At 73.1% G+C, this 22,822-nt stretch carries 28 protein-coding genes and 1 pseudogene; 15 read left to right on the top strand and 14 right to left on the bottom strand.

The window, feature by feature from the left end:
• Nucleotides 1-233: 233 nt before the first annotated feature.
• Together ACFYT9_RS08620 and ACFYT9_RS08615 are read left to right on the top strand one after the other, a co-directional pair.
• Nucleotides 234-2,171 carry a 2-oxoacid:acceptor oxidoreductase subunit alpha gene (locus ACFYT9_RS08620; RefSeq protein ID WP_389161871.1) on the top strand — a complete coding sequence of 646 codons (1,938 nt, stop codon included), beginning with the start codon at nucleotides 234-236 and terminating at the stop codon, nucleotides 2,169-2,171.
• Nucleotides 2,164-3,228: a 2-oxoacid:ferredoxin oxidoreductase subunit beta gene (locus ACFYT9_RS08615; RefSeq protein WP_389161869.1), complete on the top strand. Its 1,065-nt coding sequence runs from the start codon at nucleotides 2,164-2,166 to the stop codon at nucleotides 3,226-3,228. The genes ACFYT9_RS08620 and ACFYT9_RS08615 overlap by 8 nt, the downstream gene beginning before the upstream one ends.
• 202 nt (nucleotides 3,229-3,430) lie before the next feature.
• Here the strand turns inward: ACFYT9_RS08615 and ACFYT9_RS08610 are convergent, their stop codons facing one another.
• The gene (locus ACFYT9_RS08610; RefSeq protein ID WP_387270871.1) at nucleotides 3,431-3,826 is read right to left on the bottom strand and encodes a winged helix-turn-helix transcriptional regulator; all 396 of its coding nucleotides are present in this window, start codon (nucleotides 3,824-3,826) and stop codon (nucleotides 3,431-3,433) included.
• Between the two features lie 101 nt (nucleotides 3,827-3,927).
• On the opposite strand from ACFYT9_RS08610, the gene ACFYT9_RS08605 reads away from it, so the two are divergent.
• The 3 genes from ACFYT9_RS08605 (at nucleotide 3,928) to ACFYT9_RS08595 (ending at nucleotide 6,694) form a co-directional block, all read left to right on the top strand.
• Nucleotides 3,928-4,803 carry an NAD(P)H-binding protein gene (locus ACFYT9_RS08605; protein ID WP_389161867.1) on the top strand — a complete coding sequence of 292 codons (876 nt, stop codon included), beginning with the start codon at nucleotides 3,928-3,930 and terminating at the stop codon, nucleotides 4,801-4,803.
• Nucleotides 4,804-4,926: 123 nt separating this feature from the next.
• Nucleotides 4,927-6,009 (top strand): EamA family transporter RarD, encoded by a 1,083-nt coding sequence (gene rarD, locus ACFYT9_RS08600; RefSeq protein WP_389161865.1) that lies wholly within the window; start codon nucleotides 4,927-4,929, stop codon nucleotides 6,007-6,009.
• Nucleotides 6,010-6,067: 58 nt separating this feature from the next.
• Nucleotides 6,068-6,694 carry a DUF4291 domain-containing protein gene (locus tag ACFYT9_RS08595; RefSeq protein ID WP_389161863.1) on the top strand — a complete coding sequence of 209 codons (627 nt, stop codon included), beginning with the start codon at nucleotides 6,068-6,070 and terminating at the stop codon, nucleotides 6,692-6,694.
• 62 nt (nucleotides 6,695-6,756) lie between these two features.
• Here the strand turns inward: ACFYT9_RS08595 and ACFYT9_RS08590 are convergent, their stop codons facing one another.
• Nucleotides 6,757-7,338 carry a TetR/AcrR family transcriptional regulator gene (locus tag ACFYT9_RS08590; RefSeq protein ID WP_389161861.1) on the bottom strand — a complete coding sequence of 194 codons (582 nt, stop codon included), beginning with the start codon at nucleotides 7,336-7,338 and terminating at the stop codon, nucleotides 6,757-6,759.
• Between the two features lie 116 nt (nucleotides 7,339-7,454).
• On the opposite strand from ACFYT9_RS08590, the gene ACFYT9_RS08585 reads away from it, so the two are divergent.
• Together ACFYT9_RS08585 and ACFYT9_RS08580 are read left to right on the top strand one after the other, a co-directional pair.
• Nucleotides 7,455-7,895 (top strand): VOC family protein, encoded by a 441-nt coding sequence (locus ACFYT9_RS08585; RefSeq protein WP_389161859.1) that lies wholly within the window; start codon nucleotides 7,455-7,457, stop codon nucleotides 7,893-7,895.
• Nucleotides 7,896-7,944: 49 nt separating this feature from the next.
• Nucleotides 7,945-8,490 (top strand): VOC family protein, encoded by a 546-nt coding sequence (locus ACFYT9_RS08580; protein WP_389161857.1) that lies wholly within the window; start codon nucleotides 7,945-7,947, stop codon nucleotides 8,488-8,490.
• Nucleotides 8,491-8,529: 39 nt separating this feature from the next.
• On the opposite strand, the gene ACFYT9_RS08575 is transcribed toward ACFYT9_RS08580, so the two are convergent.
• The 6 genes from ACFYT9_RS08575 to ACFYT9_RS08550 form a co-directional block, all read right to left on the bottom strand.
• Nucleotides 8,530-8,958 carry an RNHCP domain-containing protein gene (locus tag ACFYT9_RS08575; RefSeq protein ID WP_376605494.1) on the bottom strand — a complete coding sequence of 143 codons (429 nt, stop codon included), beginning with the start codon at nucleotides 8,956-8,958 and terminating at the stop codon, nucleotides 8,530-8,532.
• 1 nt (nucleotide 8,959) lies between these two features.
• On the bottom strand, nucleotides 8,960-9,301 hold the full coding sequence (locus tag ACFYT9_RS08570) for an RNHCP domain-containing protein (RefSeq protein ID WP_376605492.1): 342 nt from the start codon (nucleotides 9,299-9,301) through the stop codon (nucleotides 8,960-8,962).
• Nucleotides 9,302-9,544: 243 nt separating this feature from the next.
• On the bottom strand, nucleotides 9,545-10,027 hold the full coding sequence (locus ACFYT9_RS08565) for a DUF1203 domain-containing protein (protein WP_389161855.1): 483 nt from the start codon (nucleotides 10,025-10,027) through the stop codon (nucleotides 9,545-9,547).
• Between the two features lie 147 nt (nucleotides 10,028-10,174).
• Entirely contained in the window at nucleotides 10,175-11,338 is a 1,164-nt protein-coding gene (locus ACFYT9_RS08560) for an esterase-like activity of phytase family protein (RefSeq protein ID WP_389161854.1), read from the bottom strand.
• Between the two features lie 85 nt (nucleotides 11,339-11,423).
• A complete protein-coding gene (locus ACFYT9_RS08555; RefSeq protein ID WP_389161853.1) occupies nucleotides 11,424-11,846 on the bottom strand; it encodes a VOC family protein in 423 nt (140 codons plus the stop codon).
• A 26-nt stretch (nucleotides 11,847-11,872) separates the two neighbouring features.
• Nucleotides 11,873-12,979, bottom strand: a complete 1,107-nt coding sequence (locus ACFYT9_RS08550; protein ID WP_389161852.1) for a hypothetical protein — start codon at nucleotides 12,977-12,979, stop codon at nucleotides 11,873-11,875.
• A gap of 159 nt (nucleotides 12,980-13,138) precedes the next feature.
• On the opposite strand from ACFYT9_RS08550, the gene ACFYT9_RS08545 reads away from it, so the two are divergent.
• Nucleotides 13,139-13,603, top strand: coding sequence for a MarR family transcriptional regulator (locus ACFYT9_RS08545; RefSeq protein WP_389161850.1), 465 nt, complete (start codon nucleotides 13,139-13,141; stop codon nucleotides 13,601-13,603).
• An 88-nt stretch (nucleotides 13,604-13,691) separates the two neighbouring features.
• Nucleotides 13,692-14,330 carry a signal peptidase I gene (gene lepB / locus ACFYT9_RS08540; RefSeq protein WP_376603291.1) on the top strand — a complete coding sequence of 213 codons (639 nt, stop codon included), beginning with the start codon at nucleotides 13,692-13,694 and terminating at the stop codon, nucleotides 14,328-14,330.
• Here lepB and ACFYT9_RS08535 read toward each other — a convergent pair.
• The 3 genes from ACFYT9_RS08535 to ACFYT9_RS08525 all read right to left on the bottom strand — a co-directional run bounded on the left by ACFYT9_RS08535 (nucleotide 14,312) and on the right by ACFYT9_RS08525 (nucleotide 16,731).
• Complete coding sequence (locus tag ACFYT9_RS08535) at nucleotides 14,312-14,833, bottom strand: hypothetical protein (RefSeq protein WP_389161848.1); 522 nt, start codon at nucleotides 14,831-14,833, stop codon at nucleotides 14,312-14,314. The genes lepB and ACFYT9_RS08535 overlap by 19 nt on opposite strands.
• A gap of 46 nt (nucleotides 14,834-14,879) precedes the next feature.
• Nucleotides 14,880-15,257: a hypothetical protein gene (locus tag ACFYT9_RS08530; RefSeq protein WP_389161846.1), complete on the bottom strand. Its 378-nt coding sequence runs from the start codon at nucleotides 15,255-15,257 to the stop codon at nucleotides 14,880-14,882.
• A 97-nt stretch (nucleotides 15,258-15,354) separates the two neighbouring features.
• Nucleotides 15,355-16,731 (bottom strand): PQQ-binding-like beta-propeller repeat protein, encoded by a 1,377-nt coding sequence (locus tag ACFYT9_RS08525; RefSeq protein WP_389161844.1) that lies wholly within the window; start codon nucleotides 16,729-16,731, stop codon nucleotides 15,355-15,357.
• Nucleotides 16,732-16,861: 130 nt separating this feature from the next.
• On the opposite strand from ACFYT9_RS08525, the pseudogene ACFYT9_RS08520 reads away from it, so the two are divergent.
• From ACFYT9_RS08520 to ACFYT9_RS08505, 4 genes and pseudogenes are all read left to right on the top strand, one after another.
• Nucleotides 16,862-16,996, top strand: a pseudogene (locus tag ACFYT9_RS08520) (DUF664 domain-containing protein); the annotation flags it as partial.
• 137 nt (nucleotides 16,997-17,133) lie between these two features.
• On the top strand, nucleotides 17,134-17,694 hold the full coding sequence (locus ACFYT9_RS08515) for a hypothetical protein (protein ID WP_389161843.1): 561 nt from the start codon (nucleotides 17,134-17,136) through the stop codon (nucleotides 17,692-17,694).
• A gap of 37 nt (nucleotides 17,695-17,731) precedes the next feature.
• On the top strand, nucleotides 17,732-18,058 hold the full coding sequence (locus ACFYT9_RS08510; protein ID WP_389161842.1) for a hypothetical protein: 327 nt from the start codon (nucleotides 17,732-17,734) through the stop codon (nucleotides 18,056-18,058).
• Nucleotides 18,059-18,063: 5 nt separating this feature from the next.
• Complete coding sequence (locus ACFYT9_RS08505) at nucleotides 18,064-18,513, top strand: hypothetical protein (protein ID WP_389161840.1); 450 nt, start codon at nucleotides 18,064-18,066, stop codon at nucleotides 18,511-18,513.
• Here ACFYT9_RS08505 and ACFYT9_RS08500 read toward each other — a convergent pair.
• Nucleotides 18,502-19,851 (bottom strand): MFS transporter, encoded by a 1,350-nt coding sequence (locus ACFYT9_RS08500; protein ID WP_389161838.1) that lies wholly within the window; start codon nucleotides 19,849-19,851, stop codon nucleotides 18,502-18,504. The two genes, ACFYT9_RS08505 and ACFYT9_RS08500, sit on opposite strands and share 12 nt — an antisense overlap.
• A gap of 208 nt (nucleotides 19,852-20,059) precedes the next feature.
• Between ACFYT9_RS08500 and ACFYT9_RS08495 the strand changes: the two genes are divergently transcribed.
• Nucleotides 20,060-20,767, top strand: coding sequence for a helix-turn-helix domain-containing protein (locus ACFYT9_RS08495; RefSeq protein ID WP_389161836.1), 708 nt, complete (start codon nucleotides 20,060-20,062; stop codon nucleotides 20,765-20,767).
• A 12-nt stretch (nucleotides 20,768-20,779) separates the two neighbouring features.
• Here ACFYT9_RS08495 and ACFYT9_RS08490 read toward each other — a convergent pair whose 3' ends face one another.
• Together ACFYT9_RS08490 and ACFYT9_RS08485 are read right to left on the bottom strand one after the other, a co-directional pair.
• Entirely contained in the window at nucleotides 20,780-21,520 is a 741-nt protein-coding gene (locus tag ACFYT9_RS08490) for a class I SAM-dependent DNA methyltransferase (RefSeq protein WP_389161835.1), read from the bottom strand.
• A gap of 84 nt (nucleotides 21,521-21,604) precedes the next feature.
• Entirely contained in the window at nucleotides 21,605-22,117 is a 513-nt protein-coding gene (locus tag ACFYT9_RS08485; protein ID WP_389161834.1) for a DinB family protein, read from the bottom strand.
• 98 nt (nucleotides 22,118-22,215) lie between these two features.
• Here ACFYT9_RS08485 and ACFYT9_RS08480 point away from each other — a divergent pair, with 98 nt between their 5' ends.
• Nucleotides 22,216-22,815: a hypothetical protein gene (locus ACFYT9_RS08480; protein WP_389161833.1), complete on the top strand. Its 600-nt coding sequence runs from the start codon at nucleotides 22,216-22,218 to the stop codon at nucleotides 22,813-22,815.
• Nucleotides 22,816-22,822 lie beyond the last annotated feature (7 nt).

Raw genomic sequence — 22,822 nt, 5'->3', positions numbered from 1 at the left:
GATCTTCTGACACTCTGTCAGGTACGGCCGTTCGGGGCCCCCGGGGGGCCTAGGACGGAAGAACGAGTCGGAATACGGCGTTCCGGAACATTCCGGGTGTCGCAGAACAGGACAATGTACGACACAAGGGCGTCTCAGGCTGAGGCCCGAGATGCGAGAACTCCAGGGAAGGTCCACCTCGCAGTCGTAGGGTGGGCCCAGAGTCCCGCTTGCCGCTAGGGAGGTCCAGTTCAGTGACCAGCCAGGTCAGTAGCGAGGCCGGTGAAGCCCTGCTCGGGGAGCAGCGCAGCGCCCCGGCGGAGGCCCGTCAGGGCGCCGAGAAGGAGATCCGCCGACTCGATCGGGTGATCATCCGGTTCGCGGGCGACTCCGGTGACGGCATGCAGCTCACGGGTGACCGTTTCACCTCGGAGACGGCGTCCTTCGGGAACGACCTTTCGACGCTGCCGAACTTCCCGGCCGAGATCCGGGCTCCCGCCGGGACGCTGCCGGGCGTCTCGTCCTTCCAGCTGCACTTCGCCGACCACGACATCCTCACCCCGGGCGACGCGCCGAACGTGCTGGTCGCGATGAACCCGGCCGCCCTGAAGGCGAACATCGCCGACGTGCCGCGCGGTGGCGAGATCATCGTGAACACCGACGAGTTCGCCAAGCGGGCCATGGCCAAGGTCGGGTACGCGGAGAACCCGCTGGAGGACGGGTCGCTGGACGGCTACCGGGTGCATCCGGTGCCGCTGACGACCCTGACGATCGAGGCCCTGAAGGAGTTCGGCCTGTCGAGGAAGGAGGCCGAGCGGTCGAAGAACATGTTCGCGCTCGGGCTGCTCTCCTGGATGTACCACCGGCCGACCGAGGGGACCGAGGCGTTCCTCCGGTCCAAGTTCGCGAAGAAGCCGCAGATCGCCGAGGCGAACGTGGCCGCCTTCCGGGCCGGCTGGAACTTCGGCGAGACCACCGAGGACTTCGCCGTCTCCTACGAGGTCGCCCCCGCGACCCGCGCCTTCCCCACCGGCACGTACCGGAACATCTCCGGGAACCTGGCCCTCTCCTACGGCCTCGTCGCCGCGGGCCGGCAGTCCGGGCTGCCGCTCTACCTGGGGTCGTACCCGATCACCCCGGCCTCCGACATCCTGCACGAGCTCAGCAAGCACAAGAACTTCGGCGTGCGGACCTTCCAGGCCGAGGACGAGATCGCCGGCATCGGCGCCGCGCTCGGCGCGGCCTTCGGCGGCTCGCTCGCCGTGACCACCACCTCCGGCCCCGGCGTGGCGCTCAAGAGCGAGACGATCGGTCTCGCGGTCTCCCTGGAGCTGCCGCTGCTGATCGTCGACATCCAGCGCGGCGGCCCCTCCACCGGTCTGCCGACCAAGACCGAGCAGGCCGACCTCCTCCAGGCGATGTACGGGCGCAACGGCGAGGCCCCGGTCCCGATCGTCGCCCCGAAGACGCCGGCCGACTGCTTCGACGCGGCCCTGGAGGCGGCCCGGATCGCCCTCACGTACCGCACCCCCGTCTTCCTCCTCTCCGACGGCTACCTCGCCAACGGCTCCGAGCCCTGGCGGATCCCCGAGGTCGAGGGCCTGCCCGACCTGCGGACCGCCTTCGCCACCGGCCCGAACCACACCGAGGCCGACGGCACCGAGGTCTTCTGGCCGTACAAGCGCGACCCCGAGACCCTGGCCCGGCCCTGGGCCGTGCCCGGCACCCCCGGCCTGGAGCACCGGATCGGCGGCATCGAGAAGCAGGACGGCACCGGCAACATCTCGTACGACCCCGGCAACCACGAGTTCATGGTCCGCACCCGGCAGGCCAAGGTCGACGGCATCGACGTCCCCGACATCGAGGTCGACGACCCGGACGGCGCCCGCACCCTCGTCCTCGGCTGGGGCTCCACCTACGGCCCGATCACCGCCGCCGTACGCCGCATCCGCCGCGAGGGCGGCCACATCGCCCAGGCGCACCTGCGCCACCTCAACCCCTTCCCGAAGAACCTCGGCGAGGTCCTGAAGCGGTACGACAAGGTCGTCGTCCCCGAGATGAACCTCGGCCAGCTCGCCACCCTGATCCGCGCGAAGTACCTCGTCGACGCCCGCAGTCACAACCAGGTCAACGGCATGCCGTTCAAGGCCGAGCAGCTCGCCGCCGCCCTCAAGGAGGCCATCGATGCCTGAGCCGCGCACCGACTCGCTCCTGCACCTGGTCCCCAAGGCCGAGGCGCGGCAGACCATGAAGGACTTCAAGTCCGACCAGGAGGTCCGCTGGTGCCCGGGGTGCGGCGACTACGCCGTGCTCGCCGCCGTCCAGGGCTTCATGCCCGAGCTGGGACTGGCGAAGGAGAACATCGTCTTCGTCTCCGGCATCGGCTGCTCCTCCCGCTTCCCGTACTACATGAACACCTACGGGATGCACTCCATCCACGGCCGCGCCCCGGCGATCGCGACCGGCCTGGCCACCTCCCGCCGCGACCTGTCCGTCTGGGTCGTCACCGGCGACGGCGACGCCCTGTCCATCGGCGGCAACCACCTCATCCACGCCCTGCGCCGCAACGTCAACCTCAAGATCCTGCTCTTCAACAACCGGATCTACGGCCTGACCAAGGGCCAGTACTCCCCCACCTCCGAGGTCGGCAAGATCACCAAGTCGACCCCGATGGGCTCCCTCGACGCCCCCTTCAACCCCGTCTCCCTCGCCATCGGCGCCGAGGCGACCTTCGTCGCCCGCACCGTCGACTCCGACCGCAAGCACCTCACCGAGGTGCTGCGCCAGGCCGCCGACCACGACGGCACCGCGCTGGTGGAGATCTACCAGAACTGCAACATCTTCAACGACGGCGCCTTCGAGGTCCTCAAGGACAAGGCCCAGGCCGAGGAAGCCGTCATCCGCCTCGCACACGGACAGCCGATCCGCTTCGGCGCCGACCTCGCCAAGGGCGTCGTCCGCGACCCCGTCACCGGTGACCTGGAGGTCGTCACCGTCACCCCGGACAACGAGTCCCGGATCCTCGTCCACGACGCGCACGCCGCCTCCCCGACGACCGCCTTCGCGCTCTCCCGGCTCGCCGACCCCGACACCCTCCACCAGACCCCCATCGGCGTCTTCCGCTCCGTCGAACGCCCGGTCTACGACACGCTGATGGCCGACCAGCTGGACCGCGCGGCGGAGCGGCAGGGCGAGGGCGACCTGGCCCGGCTGCTCGCCGGCAACGACACGTGGACGGTGGTCGGCTGACGGCCGGTCACCCGGAGCGGAGAGGGGCGCGGCCGCGCCCCTCTCCGCATGCTCCGCAGGGGAAACGCAGCGGTACCACCACACCCCGCTCCCGGCCGGAGTCAGCTCTCCGCCGACTCCGCGAGCGACGGCGAGACGCTCGGCCCTTCGCCGGCACCGAAGGCCGCCCCGTGGCTCGTGACCGAGCAGCCGCGCCACAGGATCATCGCTCGCGCGCCTCGTCGTACCGGGTGCGGGCGTCCTCGACGGCGGGGACGCGGGACTCGGTCCAGAGGGCCAGCTCCCTGACGCGGTGGGCCGCCTCCTCGCCGAGCGGGGTGAGGGTGTAGTCGACCCGGGGCGGGATGACGGGCTTGGCGTCGCGGTGGACGAAGCCGTCGCGCTCCAGGGTCTGGAGGGTCTGGGTCAGCATCTTCTCGCTGACGCCGCCGATCCTCCGGCGCAGCTCGCTGAAGCGGTACGAGCGCTCCAGGAGGGCGATCAGGGCGAGAACGCCCCAGCGGCTGGTGACGTGCTCCAGGACGAGGCGGGACGGGCACATGGCGCCGTCGACGTCGGCCAGCAGGGGCCCTTCGAACGGCTTCACACTTACCTCCATGACAGTACCTTACTTCAAAGTGGGTACTTTCGATTGGTTAGTGCCCGTCGTACGGTGAGCGTACTGGCCCTCACCGCACCGACCCCCGAAGGAAGCCCCCCATGAGCATCGTCGTCACCGGAGCCACCGGACAGCTCGGCCGTCTCGTCGTGGACGCCCTCCTCGCCGACCCGGCCGTGCCCGCCGGTTCCGTCGCCGCCGTCGTCCGCGACAAGGAGAAGGCCGCCGGCCTCGCCGACCGCGGCGTCGAGCTGCGGATCGCCGACTACAGCCGTCCCGAGACGCTCGCGGGCGCCTTCGAGGCGGGCGACCGGGTGCTGCTGATCTCCGGCAGCGAGGTCGGGCGGCGGGTGCCGCAGCACGCCGCCGTGATCGACGCGGCCAAGGCGGCGGGCGTGGCCCAGCTCGCGTACACCGGCGTCCTGGGCGGCCCGGACGCCGACTTCGACCTGGCGGCGGAGCACAAGGAGACCGAGGCGCTGATCCTCGCCTCGGGGCTGCCGTACACCTTCCTCCGCAACGGCTGGTACAGCGAGAACTACACCGCGAACCTCGCCCCCGTCCTCGCCCACGGCGCCGTCGTCGCCAACGCGGGCGAGGGCCGGGTCGCCTCCGCCTCGCGCGCCGACTACGCCGCCGCCGCGGCCGCGGTGCTGACGGGCCCGGCCTCGGAGCACCTGGGCAGGGCGTACGAGCTGAGCGGCGACGAGGCGTGGTCGCTCGCCGAGTACGCGGCGGAGGTGGCGGCCCGCAGCGGCCGGGAGATCACCTACACGAACGTGACGGCCGCGGCGCACCTGGAGATCCTGACCGGCGCCGGTGTGCCGGAGTTCTTCGCGGCGATCCTCGTCGACGTGGACGAGGCGATCGCGCGGGGCGCGCTGGCGGTCAGGACCGGCGACCTGGCACGGCTGACCGGCCGCCCGACCACCCCGATCGGGACGACGATCGGGGAGGCGCTGGCCGCCGCGGAGTGACCACCGGCCCCACCGCCCCCACCACTCCCGAGGTCATGACCGTGTAGCAGTACGCACATGACAGCCTGCCCTGTGCGGCGCTACCTTCATCGGAACAGCGCGGCGCGGGGCAGGAGGCTTTTCATGGGCGGAAGAGGCATGGGCGGGAGGGGCACGGCCGGGACCGGCACGCCGGGCACGGGGGCGGGCACGGGGTCCCCCGGCACGGGGTCCCCGGGCGCGGACGGCGGCGCGGACGGCGAGACCCGGTCCGGTCTGCTCTACGGCGTCGCCGCGTACGCGATATGGGGCCTGGTCCCGCTCTACTGGCCGCTCCTGAAGCCCGCGAGCGCGGGCGAGATCCTGGCCCACCGGATGGTGTGGTCGTTCGCCTTCGTCGGCCTCGCCCTGCTGGTGCTGCGCCGCTGGGGCTGGGTGAAGGAGCTGGCGGCCGAGCCGCGCAAGCTGGGCCTGCTGACGATCGCCGCGACCGTCATCACCGTGAACTGGGGCCTGTACATCTGGTCGGTCAACAACGGCCACGTCGTCGAGGCGTCCCTCGGCTACTTCATCAACCCCCTGGTGACGATCGCGCTCGGCGTCCTCGTCCTGAAGGAACGCCTGCGCCCGGCCCAGTGGGCGGCCGTCGGCATCGGCTTCGCCGCCGTGCTGGTCCTGGCGATCGGCTACGGCCACCCGCCGTGGGTCTCCCTCACGCTGGCCTTCTCGTTCGCCGTCTACGGCCTGGTGAAGAAGCAGGTCAACCTCGGCGGCCTGGAGTCGCTGGCGGCCGAGACGGCCGTCCAGTTCCTGCCGGCCCTCGGCTACCTGATCTTCCTCGGCTCGCAGTCCACGCTCGCCTTCGGCTCCGAGGGCGCCGGCCACATGGCCCTCCTCGCCTCGACCGGCCTCGTCACGGCGATCCCGCTGGTCTGCTTCGGCGCGGCGGCGATCCGGGTGCCGCTCTCCACCCTGGGCCTGCTCCAGTACCTGGCGCCGGTCTTCCAGTTCCTCCTCGGCGTCGTGTACTTCCACGAGGCGATGCCGCCCGAGCGCTGGGCCGGCTTCTCCCTGGTCTGGCTCGCCCTCACGATCCTCACCTGGGACGCCCTCCGCACCGCCCGCCGCAGCCGCGCCGCGATGGCCCGAGCGGCCGAGGAAGCGGCGAACCACCTCCAGCCCCCGGCCGAAACCCCCCACCCGACAACGACCGACGCCCGCACCTGACCCCGCCCGCCCCGGAATTCACTGGCCGGAGCGACCCCGCGCGATCCACCCTGTCCCCATGTCCCCCACGCCCGCTCCCCTCCCCCGGGCCGGCCACGAGCCGACGCACCGCGTCCGCGCCCGGCACACCGCCACCACGGTGACCGTCTACCAGGCGTACCCGCCGGAGATCGGCCTGCCCGCCGCACGGGACGGCCGCTTCCCCCCGACCTGGAAGCGGGACCGGATGACGTGGATCAAGCCGTCGTTCCTGTGGATGATGTACCGCTCCGGCTGGGGCACCAAGCAGGGCCAGGAGACCGTCCTCGCCGTGGAGATCACCCGCGAGGGCTTCGAGTGGGCGCTGCGGCGCGCCTGCCTCTCCCACTACGAGCGGGGCCTGCACCCCGACCGGGCGACCTGGCAGCGCGAACTGCGCCGGGCGCCGGCGCGGGTGCAGTGGGACCCGGAGCGGGATCTGCGGCTGGCGCCGCTGCCGTACCGGTCGCTCCAGCTGGGACTCGCGGGCGAGGCGGCGGGGCTGTACGCGGACCGGTGGACGGTCTCCGTGCGTGACGTCACCGGGCTCGCCCACGAGGTCCACGCCCTGGTGCGCGCGGGCGATCTTCCGGGCGCGGAGCGGCTGCTGCCCGAGGAGGCGCCGTACCCGGAGGCGGAGGGGCTCCTCGACCGCGTCAGGACGTGACCGTCCGGCCCTGACCGTCCGGCCCCGCCGTCACGTCGGCCCCGGGCGCCCGCGTCCCGTCGTCACGCCGGGGTGCGGAGGCCTGACAGGAGGCGGTCGAGGGAGTGGGTGGCGGCCTCGGGGTCGCCGCCTCGGGCGATCCAGAGGGCGGCCTCGTTCATGGCGCCCGAGAGGAGCCGGGCCAGGGGTTCCACGGGCTGGTCCGCGATGATCCCCGCCTCGGCGAGTGCCGCCAGCGCCTCCGTCAGGTGCCGGGCCGAGGACTCCTCGTCCAGGGCCCGCCACTCGTCCCAGCCGAGCACGGTCGGCGCGTCGACGAGGAGGATCCGCCGCACCGCCGGGTCGGTCCCGGCGTCCAGGAAGGCCCGGCAGCCGGCCCGCAGCTGCTCCCAGAGGTCGTCGTGGCGCTCGGCGGCCGTCGCGACGCGCTCCCCCAGCTCCCGCTGGACCTCGGCGACGACGGCCCGGAAGAGGCCCGCCTTGCTGTCGAAGTGGTGGTACGCGGCGCCCTTGGTGACGCCCGCGGCCCGCGCCACCTCGGCGAGCACCACGTGGTGGTAGCCGTCGGCGGCGAAGCCGCGCCGCCCCTCGTCCAGCAGGGCCCGCCGCGTGGCCGCCCGCTGTTCCGCCCGGTTGACCGCCATCCCGCGCACCTCCCTCTCCGTTCCCCATTTTCACATACCCGGGGTATGCTCACAGCATGATTCGCATACCTTGGGTATGCGAAAGTGAGCGTCACGAGGGACTCGGAGGTCTCGCCATGACACACCCCACCGCCACCGCGCTCCGCGGCTTCTACCCGGTGCTCGCCACCCGCGACGTGGCCGCCGCCGGTGACTTCTACACCCGCCACCTCGGCTTCGAGACGACCTTCGAGGCCGACTGGTACGTGAGCCTGCGCCGCCCGGACGCCCCCCAGTACGAGCTGGCGCTGCTCGACCCCACCCACCCGACCGTCCCCGACAGCCACCGGGCCGCCCTGCGCGGCGGGCTGCTGCTGAACTTCGAGGTGGACGACGTGGACGCCGAGCACCGGCGGCTCGTCACCGAGGCCGGTCTCACCGAGGTGACGCCGCTGCGCACCGAGGACTTCGGCCAGCGCCACTTCATCGTGGCCGGCCCGGACGGCGTGCTGATCGACGTCATCACCGTCGTGCCGCCGACCGAGGAGTTCGCCGCCCAGTACACCGACGGCGTCTGATCGCCGATTCCGGTGGCGGGGCCCGTCCGCGTGCACAAGGCTCAGGAGGATGGAGAAAGAGCCCGCGTCACAGCCGCAGTCACAGCCGCAGTCACAGCCGCAGTCACAGCCGCAGACGCCGTCACAGCCGCAGCCCCTGCACTGGAAGCTCGTCGTCGACTGCGCCGACCCGCACGCCCAGGCCGCCTTCTGGGCCGCCGCCCTCCGGTACGAGGAGGAGGACCACGGCGGCCTCGTGGGGAAGCTGCTGGCCGCCGGGGCCGTACCGGCCGAGGTGACCGCCACCGTCCACGCCGGTGAGGCGGGGGAACGGCTCGGGTGGCACGACCTCGCCGCCGTCCGGCACCCGGACGACCCCGTGTCGGAGGAGAACGGCGCCGGCCTCGGCCGCCGGATCCTCTTCCAGCGGGTGCCCGAGCCGAAGACCGTGAAGAACCGCGTGCACCTCGACGTGCACGCCCCGCCCGGCACCCGGGACGCCGAGGTGGAGCGCCTGGAGAAGCTGGGCGCGTCCGTCCGGCGGCGGGTGGCCGAGCAGGGCGGCTCGTGGGTGGTGATGACCGACCCCGAGGGGAACGAGTTCTGCGTGCAGTGAGCGCGCGGAGCCCGTACGCCCCCGGGGCCGGTCGCCGGCTCACAGGGCGAGCAGCGCCCCGTGGGCCACGCCCGGCACGCCCGGGTCCCGGAGCGGCCGCAGGGCGAGCCGCATCAGGGCGAGCGCGTTGTCGTCGCCGGCGATCCGGTTGGCGCTGAGCTCGCCGCAGGACCGGCACTCGTGGACGAGCAGCCACTCCCCGTCGGGCCGGACGGAGACGCTCAGCGGCACCATCCGGCCCCGGCAGGCGGCGGCCCGGTCGCCGGGGACCCGGCCGTCCACGTGCAGGCTGGCCAGACAGTTCGGGCAGTGGTTGCGGTGCGCCGTGCCCGGCGCGGCCAGCGGGACGACGAGCCGGCAGCCGACGCACCGGAAGTCCTGCTCCCGGTGGCCGCTCCGCTGCTCGTGCAGCACGTCCTTGCGCCGCTGGGTGCGGCGGCGGGCGTCGGTGCGCGTACGGCGGGCCATGTCACAGGTCCCCGAACGCTTCGAGCGGGAACGGCGGCTGTGCCAGCGGCCGTACCGCCATCCGCATCAGGATGAGCCGGTTGTCGTCCTCGGCGACGGGGCTGGAGGTCAGCTCGTCGCAGCGCACGCAGCGGTGGACGATCATCCAGTCCCCGGTCCGCAGCACGGCGATGGAGATCGGTGTCATCCGCGCCTTGCAGTCGCTCGCCCCGCCCTCGACGTGGTCGTGGACGTGCCGGGAGTGCAGGCAGGACGGGCAGTGGTTGCGCCGCTGCCCGGCGGCGTGGGCGTGGACGGTGAGTCCGCACCACACGCAGGTGAAGGTGTCGATGGTGATGGTCACCCGGAGGCTCCTTGCCGAGGAATCGTCACTGGCAGCAGGAGTCGGCCGAGCGGGCCTCGCGGGGTCGGCGCCTAGGCGGCGGCGACGGTGGGGCTGGGGCGATGCGCGCTCGGCGCGGGCCGGGTCATAGATGCACCCTCTCGGTGGGCCCGGTGGGGCCCGGTCGTACGGCGGACGGTCGGCGGCCCGAGAGTAGGCAGCCCGCCCCGCCCGCCGCCACCGCTTTTTCCGGGGGCGGGTCCGCTACGGGCGCCGGACCTCGAAGAGGAAGCAGCCGTACTCGACGGCCCTGACGTGCACGAGCGCGGTCGCCCGGTCGTCGAAGGCCGCCTCGAACGCCGCTTCCAGGCCGGGGAGTTCGACGAGCCGGCCGCCGAGGATGCGCCCGTCGGAGCCGTAGCGGCGGACGGTCCGCCGGGCCCCCGCGTGCTCGAAGGGGTATCCCGGGCCGCCCTCGGGACCCTCGCACGCCTCGGCGTGCACGAAGACGGGACCGACCTCGTCGTACGCCCCCGGCTCGGCCCCCGTGGCCGCCGCCCACCGCCGCAGCGGGGCGTACGAGACGAGCGCGATCCGCTCGCCGGCGCGTGCTCGGCGCAGACAGCAGCGCAGCGGCTCGCCGCCCTCGGGGGCGGTGAAGGGGCGGCACGGGCGCCCGGCGTCGTCGGCGGTCCGGAGCGCGGCGAGTACGGCGGGCTCGACGGCCCGGGGCGAGAAGAGGCTCATGGCTCCAGCGTCCGCCGGAAACCCCCGGGCCGCTGGCGGGATTCGGACCGCGCGCTGCGTACGGCGTGCCCGAGGGCCCCTGGCCCCTGGCCCCTGCGTACGGGACGCCCGGAGCCACGGGGCCCGCGCGTCCCGTGCGCCGCGGGGTCAGCGCAGGGCGAGCGCGACGAACTGGGTGACCGCCTCCGCGTCGAAGTTGTCGTCGCTGACGAGGATCAACGACCGCTCGCCGGACGGCAGGACGGGGCCCCAGGTCATGCCCTCGGTGTTGTCGACGGTGGAGAGGCCGAGGGTGTGGAAGTCCGCGACGAGCGTCTTGCGCATGGGCACGACGGGCCGTCCGGCCAGGGAGTCCACGGCCCGCACGTCGGTGGCGCCGCGTGTGGTGGCGTCGTACAGGCGGATCTTGTACCCGGAGCCGGCGACCCAGGTGCGTTCGAGCACGAGGTAGCGGTTCGGGTCGTCCGGGAAGGCGAGGAGGGACGGGACGCCGGTGTCGGGGCCCCACGGGCTGGTCGGGTCGGACTCGGCGAAGATCTTCTCGATCGGGTACGCGAACTGGCCGAGGACCCGGCCGTCGCGGGTCTGCCGGGTGACCCGGACGAGCGCGCCGCGCGTCGTGTCCGGCACCGGCCCGTCCTGGACGAGCGGGCCCTCGATCGCGCTGGTCACCACGGAGCCGCGGGCACCGAAGGTGAGGGCTTCGACGGCCTGGTTCCGGCGCGGTCCCCGGTCGGGCGTGATCGTGTAGTTCTCCGGAAGCCGCAGGGACCCGCGGTGGCTGCCGTCGGGGGCGGAGATCTCGATGGACGGCTGGATCACCGGCGGGCCCGCGACGGCGGGCCGGTCGCCCTCCTGGCCCCACCAGTAGCGGCAGGTGCGCGGGTCGACGCGGATCTCCTCCGGGTCGATGGCCTTGCCGTCGTTGAGGGCGGGCGACGGGTAGACCGTCCCGTCGGGCTGGAGGAGGGGGCGGGTGGCGGTGAAGTCGACGGAGTGCACGCCGGTGGCGTCGACGTCGAGTTCGGCGGTGTAGAAGCGGGCGGGCTGGAGGAAGGAGCGGTCGTCGCTGATGAGGACGTAGGCGCCGGTGCAGCGGTCGCGGTCGATGCCGGAGAGGCCGCCGACGGTGGTGCCCTGGAAGTCGAGCTTGTGGGGGACGATCTTCTCGCCGAGGAGGCGGGCCTGCACCGCGCGCCGCGACTCCGCCGCGGGGCCGCCGGGTGGGGCCGCGGCGGCCACCGCGGGGGCGAGCGCGGACGTGAGGAGCAGGGCCGCGACGCAGGCGCGGCGGATCAGGGAGGAGCTCATGCGGATGATCATGTCCCGGGCGGTGTCCGCCCCGCAGTCACCCACCCGAGTGCTCTCCGGCCCGCCCGGGACGACGAACGGATGATCAGCGCGGTGGCCGGTTCCGGGCGGCGGGGTCGGTGTCGCCGACCGGCTCGACGCGACGGTGGAGCAGGCAGAACTCGTTGCCCTCCGGGTCGGCGAGGACGTGCCAGCCCTCGTCCCCCTTCTGCCCGACGTCCGCGCGCACGGCGCCGAGCGCGAGCAGCCGCTCCAGTTCGGCGTCCTGGTCGCGGTCGGTCGCGCTGACGTCGATGTGCAGGGGGAGCTTGCCGGTCCTGGGGTCGGTGCTGGGGCTGAGGACGAGGGTGGGCTGCGGGCCGCCGAAGCCGGTGCCGGCCGGCCCGATCTCGATGCTCCCGTCCTCCTCCCGGTCCAGTTCGACGTAGTCCAGGACCTCGCTCCAGAAGGCGGCGAGGCGCTCGGGGTCGGCGCAGTCGAGGACCAGTTCACTGATGCGGCATGCCATGCGGGCCAGGGTAGTGAGCCGGCCCCCTACAGGCGGCGGACCACCGCCGCCTCGGCGCGCTCCACGGAGGCGCGGCCGTGGACGTGGACCAGGGCGAGGTGGAAGAGGGCGGGGGCGAGCGGCGCCCAGCGGTGGCGGCGCTCCGGGGACAGGAGGTGGCGGGCCACGTCGGCCGTGCGGAAGGGGACGTACTCCATGGCCGAGTGCTCCCAGCGGTCGGCGACGCCCCGGCTCGTGCGGGCCCGCAGCTGCTCGCCGGTCATGTCGGTGAGCCGGGCGTAGAAGTGGGCGCTCCACATCCGGTGCTCGACGTCGAGGACGAAGGCGAGGAGTTCGAGCCGGTACTCGTGGGGTTCCAGGGAGAGTTCCTCGCGCATGCCGCGCCGGGCGAGCGCGTGGAGGTCGGGGGCGTGGCGGCGGCCGGAGGCGTCGAGGTTCCGGGCCAGGCCCTCGTTCACGGAGGAGTTCCAGAGGCCGGGCGCCATCCGGACGCGGTCGCCGCGCCGGCTGATCACCAGCAGGTCGTCGGCGGTGACGACGGCGACGTTGGCGGCGAAGCTGCACTGGAGGAAGGCGGGAGCGGTGAGCGGGGCGTCGGGGTCGAGCCAGCGGCGGCGCGGGGTCGAGCCGTCGGGGAGCCGGCGGTCGAGCTGCTGGGCGGCGAGGAAGGTGTAGTAGTCGGTGGGCCGCAGCCGCAGGTGCACCTCGGGGGCCTCGTCGAGGGGGGTACGGGTCACGTCGACGGACTCGACCGCGTACCGCTCCCCGTTCCACACCGGCCGGCGCTCCCCGGCGGCCTCGGCCCGCGCTTCCTCCGCCTCGATCTCCGCCCGCCAGGAGGCGAGTTCGGCGGGCAGCTCGATCTCCCCGTCGAGGACCTGCACGTGGACGGAGTCGGGGGCGATCGGCCGGTCCCCGTCGCCCTCCACGATCAGCGCGGGGGTGTGCAGCGGCCCGAGCGAGAAGGTCCCCCAGCCCCCGCCCTCCCCGGGCCGGTACGTCAGGCTGCGCACCTTCCCGGCCGTGCGCCGCCGCACCTTGAACCACAGGTCCTGCGTCCACTGCTGGAAGAGGGTCGCGAACACGACGCCGAGGATGGCGCCGAGGATTCCGTTGCCGATGTCTATGTCCACGCGCAGCAGCCTAAGTTGTGGATCAACCGCGCCCGTCCGCGGCGAACTCGGCACGCTCGTAACCGGACTTGGCGCGCTCGACCGGTCTTGACCTCAAGCGGACTTGAGTTCCTACCGTCGTGGTGATCGGTCAGGCAGGCACGACTGGAGGAGGACGTCATGGGTGGGACGCTCAAGGAGTACGCACCGGAGCAGCTGGCCGCTCAGCCCATCGGCGCGTGGGCCGGCCGCGCGGCCCGGCTGATGGTCGGGGCGCTGCGGGAGCAGCTGGCGGTGGAGGACCTGACGCAGCCGCACTGGTGGACGCTGAACCACGTCGCCGCGAAGCCGGGCGCGTGGAGCCGGGCGGCGCTGGTCGAGCGGCTGGTGCCGTGGGACGACCGCGGGACCGACTTCGAGGCCGTCTTCGACGATCTGGTCGCCCGGGGGTGGATGACGGAGGACGCGGGCCGGATGACGCTGACCGAGGAGGGCGGGGCCGGCGCCGTACGGGCGAGGGAGCGCAACGCGCGGGTGCGCGAGCGGGCCCACCAGGGCGTCGCCGACGCCGACTTCGCGATCACGATCGACGTCCTGCGCCGGATGGTCGCGAACCTGGGCGGAGAGGGTGACCTTCCGGGGTGACGGGCGGTAACCTCCCGGAGTGACTGGGCGGTAACCTCCCGGCGGACGCGCCGGGCGAGGGCCCTGGCGGCACGGAGGGGGAACGTTCATGCAGCAGCGGGGTGCGGGCGCGCGGCTCAGGGTCGCGGCGTGGGTCATGGTTCCGCTCGGGCTGGCCCTGCTCCTGGGCGGCATCGTCTTCTACTTCATGACGCACCGGGGGGTCACCGTCGCGGGCGCGTCCATGGAGCCGACGCTCCGCATGGGCCAGCCGGCCGTCGTCCAGGACATCGACGCGGAGGACATCCGCAGGGGCGACGTCCTCCTCCTCCAGGTCCCCGGCCGCTACCAGGGCGCGCCCGTCATCCAGCGGGTGATCGGGAAGGGCGGCGACCACGTCGTCTCGGACGGCGAGCGCGTGACCGTGAACGGCGAGCCCCTCACGGAGCCGTACGTGAACCCGGAGCGCCTGCCCGTGACCCTGAAGCCGTACGACGTACGGGTCCCGGAGGGCCGCCTCTTCCTGCTGGGCGACAACCGGGGCAACGCCAACGACTCCCGCTACTTCCTCGACGAGCAGTCGGGCAGCGTCGCCACCGCCGGTGTCCGCGGCCGCGTGAACGAGGGCCTGCCCCCGACGCTCGTCACCACCACGGCCCTGGGCGCCGCCTTCATCCTCGGCGGAGCCGGCGTCGGCTTCGCGGCCTGGCGGCGGGGCCGGAGGGCTGCTCAGCCGGCCGTCGGGTAGTCCTGGCCGAAGCGGTAGGGCCGCAGGCAGTAGTCGAAGCCGGACTCGCGGAAGAGGTCCAGGTCCTCGCGGCGCGTGTGCTCCGCGAGGCCGTCGGCGACATGCCAGCCCGCGCCGTCGTACCAGAAGACCCCGCCCGCGTAGTGGATCGTCCGGCCGGTGGCGGGGTCGGTGAGGTTCAGCGACTCGTAGTTCTCGGGGCGGTCGCGGACGAGGTCGACGAGGGGCGCGGGGACGCCCTCGTAGAAGGACTCCTGAAGGTCGAAGTCCTCCTCCGCGTAGAGGTTCAGCTCCGACTCGTGGTCGAAGGTCAGCAGCAGCGCGCGGCCGTCGTCGGCGAAGTACCAGACGGCGGACTGCCCGCCGCCGTCGTTCCAGGCCAGCCGCTCGGCGCCGGGCACCTTCACCGGCTCGATCCCGACGAGTTCGTCCACGAGGCCCGCACGGCGCCGTACTTCCGGAAGGGGCGTCGCCGCGAGGGCGGCCCATGTCGCGTTGCTCATACCGCCACGGTAACCGCCCCCTCCGACAGCGCCTCCGCCGCCGGCCTCAGGGCTCGTCATGGCACGTGGACGGATCCTTGACGACCGCCTCGCAGGCCACGAGGCCCGCGGCGTACTTCATCGCGTCCGACTCGCCGCTCACGTCGAGCTGCCGGACGGCCGCCCGCACCACCGACAGCGTGGCGAACGGATAGCAGTCCTGGCCGCGGAGCACGAGGTCGGACGCCGCCCGCACCTTGACGGGCCCCACCATGTCGTTGCTGTCCAGCTCCGACCACTGAGCGAAGAGCTCTTCGGCCTTCGTCCGCACCTCGGCGCAGGACGGCTCGCTCCGGCCGCCCGTCCGGTCCCCCACCACGTATCCGGCTGCTCCCAGGACCACGGCACCGGCCGTGGCCAGGGCGAGCCCCCACCCTCGCTTCATGAGCGGTCACCTTAGAGCCCACCCCGCCGCGCGGCCACAGCTTTCCGGGGCCGGGCGGCGGGACGACCGTCAGAGGAGCCGCGCGGCCGGGCGGCCGTCAGACGGGCTGGGTGGTGAAGACGAAGAGGCCGTCGGTGGTGCGGACGACGGCGTGGCCGTCGGTCGTGAACTCGGGCATGTTCTCGATCCCGGAGGCCAGCAGCTTCTTGTCGTCGGCGCCGAGGGCGGCGCCGTTGCCGTCCAGGTACGCGTACAGGACGCCGTTGCCCGGGAGGGCGTCCGGCCTGATCGACACCTCGTCCTCGGCCTGGCGCCACAGCTCCTTGCCGGTCTCCGTGTTCCAGGCGACCGCTCCACCGCCGTACTGCGTCACGGCGGTCTTGCCGTCCGGGGCGACGGCGCTGCCGTCGTCGTCGATGGTGACGGTGACGTCGATGGCCGGGCCCTCGGCGAGCCGGCGCCCGCTCTTGAGGTCGATCAGCGTCATGACCACCTCGGAGTCCCCGTACAGGGCCCATTCGAGGAGTCCCTTGTCGCCCTGGTGGGGCATCAGCCGTGCGCTGGTCGCCTTGTCCTCCGTGATCTTCCCGGCGAGGGCCGCCGGCGGGGCGAGGGTCTTGGTGTTCCACAGCTTGGCGCCGGTACGGACGTCCTTGGCGGTCAGCCACTCCGCGTAGGGCTGGAAGGAGACGTCCTGCTCGGAGGAGTAGCCGAAGCCGGGGCCGATGGCGTTCTTGAGGTCGACGGAGAGCTCGGTCTCCACCGGCGCACCGCCGCCGATCGGGGTGAAGGTGGTGCCGGAGCCGCTGCTCTCCACGAGGTGGCCGTTGCGGAGCGGGGTGGACATGTGGTCCTCCCCCTCGAAGGAGGAGCTGCCCAGCTTCTCCCCGGACGGCGCGTACATGGTCAGCTCGGCCTTGGTGGTCGCCTTCTTCAGGCCGTCCTCCGGGGTCTCGATCAGCTTGCGGACCAGCACGGCCGGGGAGCCGTCCGTCCACTCGCCCACCTGCACGACGGCGCGCGTCGGGTTGTACGTGGACCCCTCGACATCCGGGTCGGGCAGCTCGAACTTCGCGCGCTCCTGACCGGTCTTGGCGTCGAGCAGACGGGCGACGAGCATCTCCTCGGCCCCCTCGCCCGAGAAACGGGTGAGGATGACGGCGTCGCCGACCGTGCAGATGTCGCCGTTCGCCGTCTCCTTCTCGGACGCCTTGGTCACGCAGTTCCCGGCCTCCTTCGAGGACAGGCTCCAGGCCGGCTTCTCGGCCAGCCCGGGCACCGGCTTGTCCTGGAAGACGGGCTCCTTCGGCGCGGCGGAAGCCGACGCGGAGGCCGACTCGGTGGCCGCACCCGTCGCCGACGCCGACTCCGCGCCGCCGGGGGCCTTGGCCTCGGCGTCCGCGCCGCCGCCGGAGCAGCCCGCCACGAGACCCGCGGACAGCACCAGACCGAGCGCCGCCGTCTTCGTACGCATGTGATTGCGATTCAACTTGCTTCCCCGTTTTCCTCTTTGCGTGTTCACGCCCAACGGGTCAGCTTACTTCGGACATGATCATGCCCATCGCGGGCACCCGCGCCCCGGAGGTCCGCGCCTTGGGGCCGCGATCGGCACGAACCTCCTCGGCCTGGTCAAGCACGTGGCGACCGTCGAGGCCAGGTACCTCGGCGAGGTCTTCGGCCGCCCCTCCCCCGAACCCCTGCCCCGGTGGCAGGACTCCGACGGCGGCGACCGGTGGGCGCGGATCGAGCGGGCGGCGAGGGCGGCGGGGCGCGACGGCATCCGGTCGCTCGACCTGGGGTGACGCACGGGATGACGGGCCTGCGGAGGCCCTGGGGTGGCCGCGAGGGCGGGCGGCCCGCCGCGTACGGTCAGTTCATGAACGACCGACGAGAACAGGACCCGCGTTCCGGCACGGTGGCGCCCGAGCAGCGCGTCCTCGGTGCCGAGGGCACCGCGGAGGGCGAGGCGGTGGTCTTCGTCTGCGTGACCTGTGACGTCCCCCTGACGAGCCCCCTCACGCGACTGCCCGCGGTGCCCGAACTACCTGCCTACGAGTTGTGGGCCGACCAGGAACCCGGCCCATTGCCGCCGACCGTGCCGTCGGGCCGCTATGCCGTCGAGACAGAGCCTTACGGTGCTCCCCTGGTGGTCTCCGAGGTGCCCGTGGGGGCGATGCCGCGCTACGGGATCGTCAGTTACGAGCACGGGCGGTATCTCGTGTCACGAGGCCCGCGCGGCAACATCGTCGTCAACCCGGACGACGCCCACGGCCTGGAGTACCACCACGCGTCCCCTGCCTGCTGCGGCGCGACTCCGACCGGCGGGCTGAACCAGCGGTGTGCCTGCGGCACCCTCGTCGCCACGCTCAGCTCCGACTGCGGCGTTCCGTACGAACTGCATCTCTCGCCCGACCACGTCCGCGCCGTTTCCCCGTGACTTGATGTGTGCGCGGTGCGCCCGCGATTCTGGGGCGATGCCAGGACAGGGGAAGCGGAAGCGCCAAGAAGCGGCGGCACGGGACCGTGAGGCCGCGCGCACCGATTCGGGCGCCGGGCGGTGGGACGCGGTGCTGGAGACGGCGGACCGGGCGGAGTTGCGCGCGTGCCTGCGGCGTCTGCGGGAGGCGGGGGTCGCCGACGAACTGATGCGGATCGACCTGCTGTGCCGGCGTCCCGTGGAGCACAGCACCTACCGGCTGAGCCGGTTCGTGGAGGACACCGCCGGCGTGGAGGACCGTGACGTCTCGGTCCGCAGGCGGGTGCCGGGCGGGTGGGCCGGGGCGCGGTCGGAGAGGGGATGAGGGGCTTGGAGCGGAGCGAGGACGAGATCCTGGCCGAGGGGCTTGCCGCTCTCGGTGCGGGCGGCGGGGGCCTGGTCCGGATGGTGGCCAGGCTGATGGGGAAGAACGTCCACGAGATCGAGCTGCTCGCTCCCCTGCCCTTCGACGACGCCGTGCGGCGCGTCTCCGGTGTGCTCGCGCGGGCGGGCCGCGCCGTCGGGTCCTCTCCCGTGCACCCCGGTGAGGCCGCGACCCTCCGCATCGTCACCGGCGGCGGCGCCGGCGGTCTGAATCCCGTGGTGGTGACCGTGCAGGTGCGGAGGGCCGGGGCGGACGGCTCGGAGGTCCTGCTCCGTGCCGCCGCCAAGGAGGGGCTGATCAAGCAGCGAGCCGGGGAGAAGACGGCCGTCCGTCTCGCCGCCGAGTTGAGCAGGGCGACGGGTGCCGGCGCGGCGGGCGGGTCCTCACCCGCCTGACCCCGTACGCGCGAGGGCCGGGCCCGCCGCCGCCCCCTCCTTCGGCCGCGACACGCGCGCCACGAGCAGGAGCACCACGCCGCAGGCGGCGACCAGGACCCAGCCGGGCCGGGACGCCTGCGCGAGCCCGGACGGGCTCGTGCCCGCGACCAGACCGCCGGCGAGGGCGATGCCGAGCGCGGAGCCGAGCTGCCGCGCGGTGGAGGTGATCGCCCCGGCGACCCCGGCGCGGGCGGGCGGCAGTCCGTTGACGGCGGTGTTGGTGATCGGCGCGTTGGCGAAGCCGAACCCGATGCCGATGAGGAGGTACGCGGCCAGGAACAGCGGTACGGGCGTGTGCGGGGTGAGCCCGACCAGGAGGAGCCCGCCGGCCGTGAGGAACCCGCCCGCGAGCAGCAGCGGCGGACGCGGCCCCGCGCGGCCGACCATCCGGCCGGCCCAGGGGGCGCAGACGGTCGCCCCGAAAGCCAGGGGCAGGGTCGCCACACCGGCGGCCAGCGGCGTCCACCCCCGGGTCTGCTGGAGGTAGAGCGTGTTCAGGAGCAGCGTGACGCTCAGGGCGACGAAGACCGCCACCGCGCCCACGACGGCGCCGCTGAAGACGGGGCGGCCGAAGAGCCGCAGGTCCATCAGCGGTTCGGGCCGGTGGGACTCCACCCACACGAATGCAGCCGCCGCCACGACGGCCCCCGCGTATCCCGCCAGTGCCGCCGGCGACGTCCAGCCGATGCGCGGCCCCTCGATGAGGACGCCGACCGCCACCGCGAGGACCACGGTCAGCAGGACCTGGCCGGGCAGGTCGAGCCGCCGGGCCCGGGGCGCCCGGGACTCCGGCACGTACACCGCGCTGAGCAGCAGGGCGACCGCGATGACGGGGGCGTTGATCCAGAACAGCGCCCGCCAGTCGAGCCCCGCGAGCAGCGCGCCGCCCACGACGGGCCCGGCGGCCATGCTCAGACCGAACACCGACGCCCAGACGCCGATCGCCCGCGCCCGCTCCTTGGGATCCGGCGTCGCGTTCACCACGATCGCGAGCGCCACGGGGCTGAGCATCGAGCCGCCGACGCCCTGGAGGGCGCGGGCCGCGACGAGGACGCCCGCCGACGGGGCGACCGCGCAGAGCAGCGAGGCCGCGCCGAAGACGACCAGCCCCCACTGGAACACCCGGCGCCGCCCGAAGCGGTCCGCCAGCGCGCCGGAGGAGATCAGCAGAGCCGCCAGGACGAGCGTGTAGGCGTCCACGATCCATTCGAGACCGCGCGTGTCGGCGCCCAGCCCGCGCCCGATGGCCGGCAGACCCACGTTGACGACGGTGGTGTCCAGGCCCACCAGGAACATGCTCAGACAGCAGACCGCCAGTACGGTCCGGCGCCCGCGCGCACTCAGCGCGGGAGGAACAGGGTGTGTCGTCGCAACCACGGTCTACCTCTGACGTCCGGGAACAGGGCCCGGCCAGGCTCGGCCCGGTCCACGGCCACGGCCCACCGTTTTTGCGGAGACCGCAAGAACTCGCCGCCTGGACGCCAGATCCGTGAACACTGGCTCCATGACCACAGGATCCGCGCACACGTGCTCCGCGCGCACAGGCTCCGCGCACACGGGCTCCGCGCACACGGGCTCCGCGCGCACAGCCTCCGGCGACGCCGAGCTGGAGCTGATCCTCGACGCCATCGGGCCCCGGCTCCGCCGGCTCCGCCGCGACCGGGGCCTCACGCTCGACGCCCTCGCGGCCACGACCGGCATCTCGGTCAGCACGCTGTCCCGGGTGGAGTCGGGCCTGCGACGCCCCACCCTGGACCTGCTGATCCCGCTCGCACGGGCGCACCGCGTCGCACTCGACCAGCTGGTGGCCGCACCGGCCAGCGGCGACCCCCGGGTCCACCTCAGGCCGCTGCGCAAGGAGCGCGGCAGCGTCCTCGTACCCCTGACGCAGTACCCGGGCCGGGTGCGGGTCTTCAAGCAGGTCCTGGCCCCCCGCGCGCCGGAACTGGTCACGCACGAGGGCTACGAATGGCTGTACGTCCTCGCCGGCCGGCTCCGCCTCGTCCTCGGGGAGAAGGACGTCACGCTGCGGCCCGGCGAGGTGGCCGAGTTCGACACCACCGAGCCGCACTGGTTCGGCCCCGCCGACGCGAACGCCGTGGAGATCCTGCACCTGTTCGGCCCGCGAGGAGACCAGGCCGTCGTCCGCGCCGGACCGTCCACGCCCCCCGCACCGCCGACGACACCGAAAGCTTCGGCCACGACCGCCTGAAAAGCCCTGCCCTCAGGCCGGCTTGCGCCACACGGAGACGTGCTTGGCCGAGTCCTGGGTGAACGGAGCCCCGTCCCAGTCCGCGACCCGGCGTTCCAGAGTGAGCCCGGCGATCCGCGCCATCAGGTCGAGCTCCGCCGGCCAGGCGTACCGGTGACGGGAGTTCCCGCGGCGGTAGCGGCCGTCGTCGCCGTCGCGGGTGAAGTGGTGCGAGACGAGCATCTGCTCGACCACGTCGAAGGTGTCGAAGCCGAGGTGTCCGTCGGAGACGTCGAACGGCACCGCGACCTGTCCGGGCGGCAGGAAGCGCAGCGGCGGCACGAGCAGTTCGATCACGAACCGCCCGCCGGGCTCCAGGTGCCGTGCCGCGTTGCGGAAGCACTCGACCTGCTCGTCCTGCGTGAGCAGGTTCGAGATCGTGTTGTAGACGAGGTAGACGAGGGTGAAGCGACCGGGAGCGGTGGTGGTGGCCATGTCTCCCATGACCACCGGGAGGGTGTCCTCGTCGGCCTTGCGGCGCAGCACCGCCGCCATGTGCGCGGACAGTTCGATGCCGGTCACCGGCACGCCGCGCTCCCGCAGCGGGACTCCCACCCGCCCGGTCCCGATGGCGAACTCCAGCGCCCGGCCGTCCCCGGCGAGTTCGGCGAGGAAGTCGAGGGTCGGCCGGAGGAAGGCCGCCGAGGACAGCGCGGCCTCCTCGGCGTCGTAGCGTTCGGCGGTGTCGTGGTCCCACAGTTCGCTGCTCGTCATGGGCGGCCACTCTGCCGGGCGCCGGGAGCGGCTGTCGACGCGTTTTCGTACCGCTCCGCCGCCCTGTGCGCGACGAACCCGGCGCTAAACGCCGGTGGTGCCGTCGATACGTTCCCGGAGCAGGTCCGCGTGCCCGTTGTGGCGGGCGTACTCCTCGATCATGTGGACGTAGATCCAGCGGAGGCTGACGTCCTGCTCCATGAAGCGGCCGGTGTCGGCCAGGGCACGGCCGGCGCAGAGCTCGCGGGCGCGGGCGATCTCCGCCTGCCAGGTGGCGAGAGCGTCGCGCAGGGTGGCGCCCTCGGCCAGGTCGAAACCACCGTCGGGGCCGTCAGGGTCGGCCTGCGGGTCGTGGATGGGCGGGGCCTGTTCCCCGGCGAACACGCGGCGGAACCAGTTCCGCTCCACCTCCGCCATGTGCTGGACCAGGCCCGTCAGAGTGAAGCCGGACGGCGGCACGGACGCGGCGGCGGCCTGCTCGTCGTCCAGTCCTTCGCACTTCATGGCGAGTGTCGTGCGGTGGAAGTCGAGCCAGCTTTCGAGCGTGGTGCGCTCGTCGGCGTTCAGGGGCGGCACAGTGCGTTCGAAGGCGCTCATGGGTCGATTGTCCCCAGCGGCCGAAGCGATCGACGGGCAGGGCCTCGCACCAGCCGGCCGAGCCGGGGTCGTCCCGCACGACTTCCTATGCTTGGGCCATGGCTGATGAGACGTGGGAGGCCCTGCGAGGCACTCCCCCCGGTGAGGTACGCAGACGGGTGGCGGCCGTCAGCGAGACGCTCGGCCCCGGTTTCGTCAGAGAGGTGCGCGGCGCGCGGCGCTACGAGTTCGACGAGGGCATCGGGCAGTGGGCGGTGTGGTACTTCACCCCGGACCGGCGGGTTCTGTTGCTGACCTACGAGGGGCTCGCGGACACCACGCCTGCCCCGGACGACTACTCCACGATGGAGCTGTTCTACCGGGACGTCCCCGACGACCTCGTCGCCCTCCTGCGCAACGACGACGCACTGCGCACGACCGTCACCGACGAGGACAGTGGCGAGACCCTCCACCGGGCCAGCAGCGTGTTCTGGTGCGACGGCAGCACATGGTGGATCTCGGAGGGCTTCCTCGACTTCTGCGAGGAGGAGGGCTACGACCCGTTGACGCACTCCTGCTTCCAGGACCCGCTGTTCCCGTACGCCTTCGGGCGGGAGCTGACGGCCGAGTCGGTCGCCCGCCTGTCGGCCGACGAGGACGACGAGTGGTTCGGCGACGTGGTGGCCGAGGTACGCGAACGGCTGCGGCGTCAGTACTGAAAGGGCA

This window comes from Streptomyces sp. NPDC004435 (genome assembly GCF_042873895.1).
GTDB lineage: Bacteria > Actinomycetota > Actinomycetes > Streptomycetales > Streptomycetaceae > Streptomyces.
The sequence above is the reverse complement of the archived record's forward strand: the minus strand, read 5'-3'. Positions and strand labels throughout refer to the sequence as shown.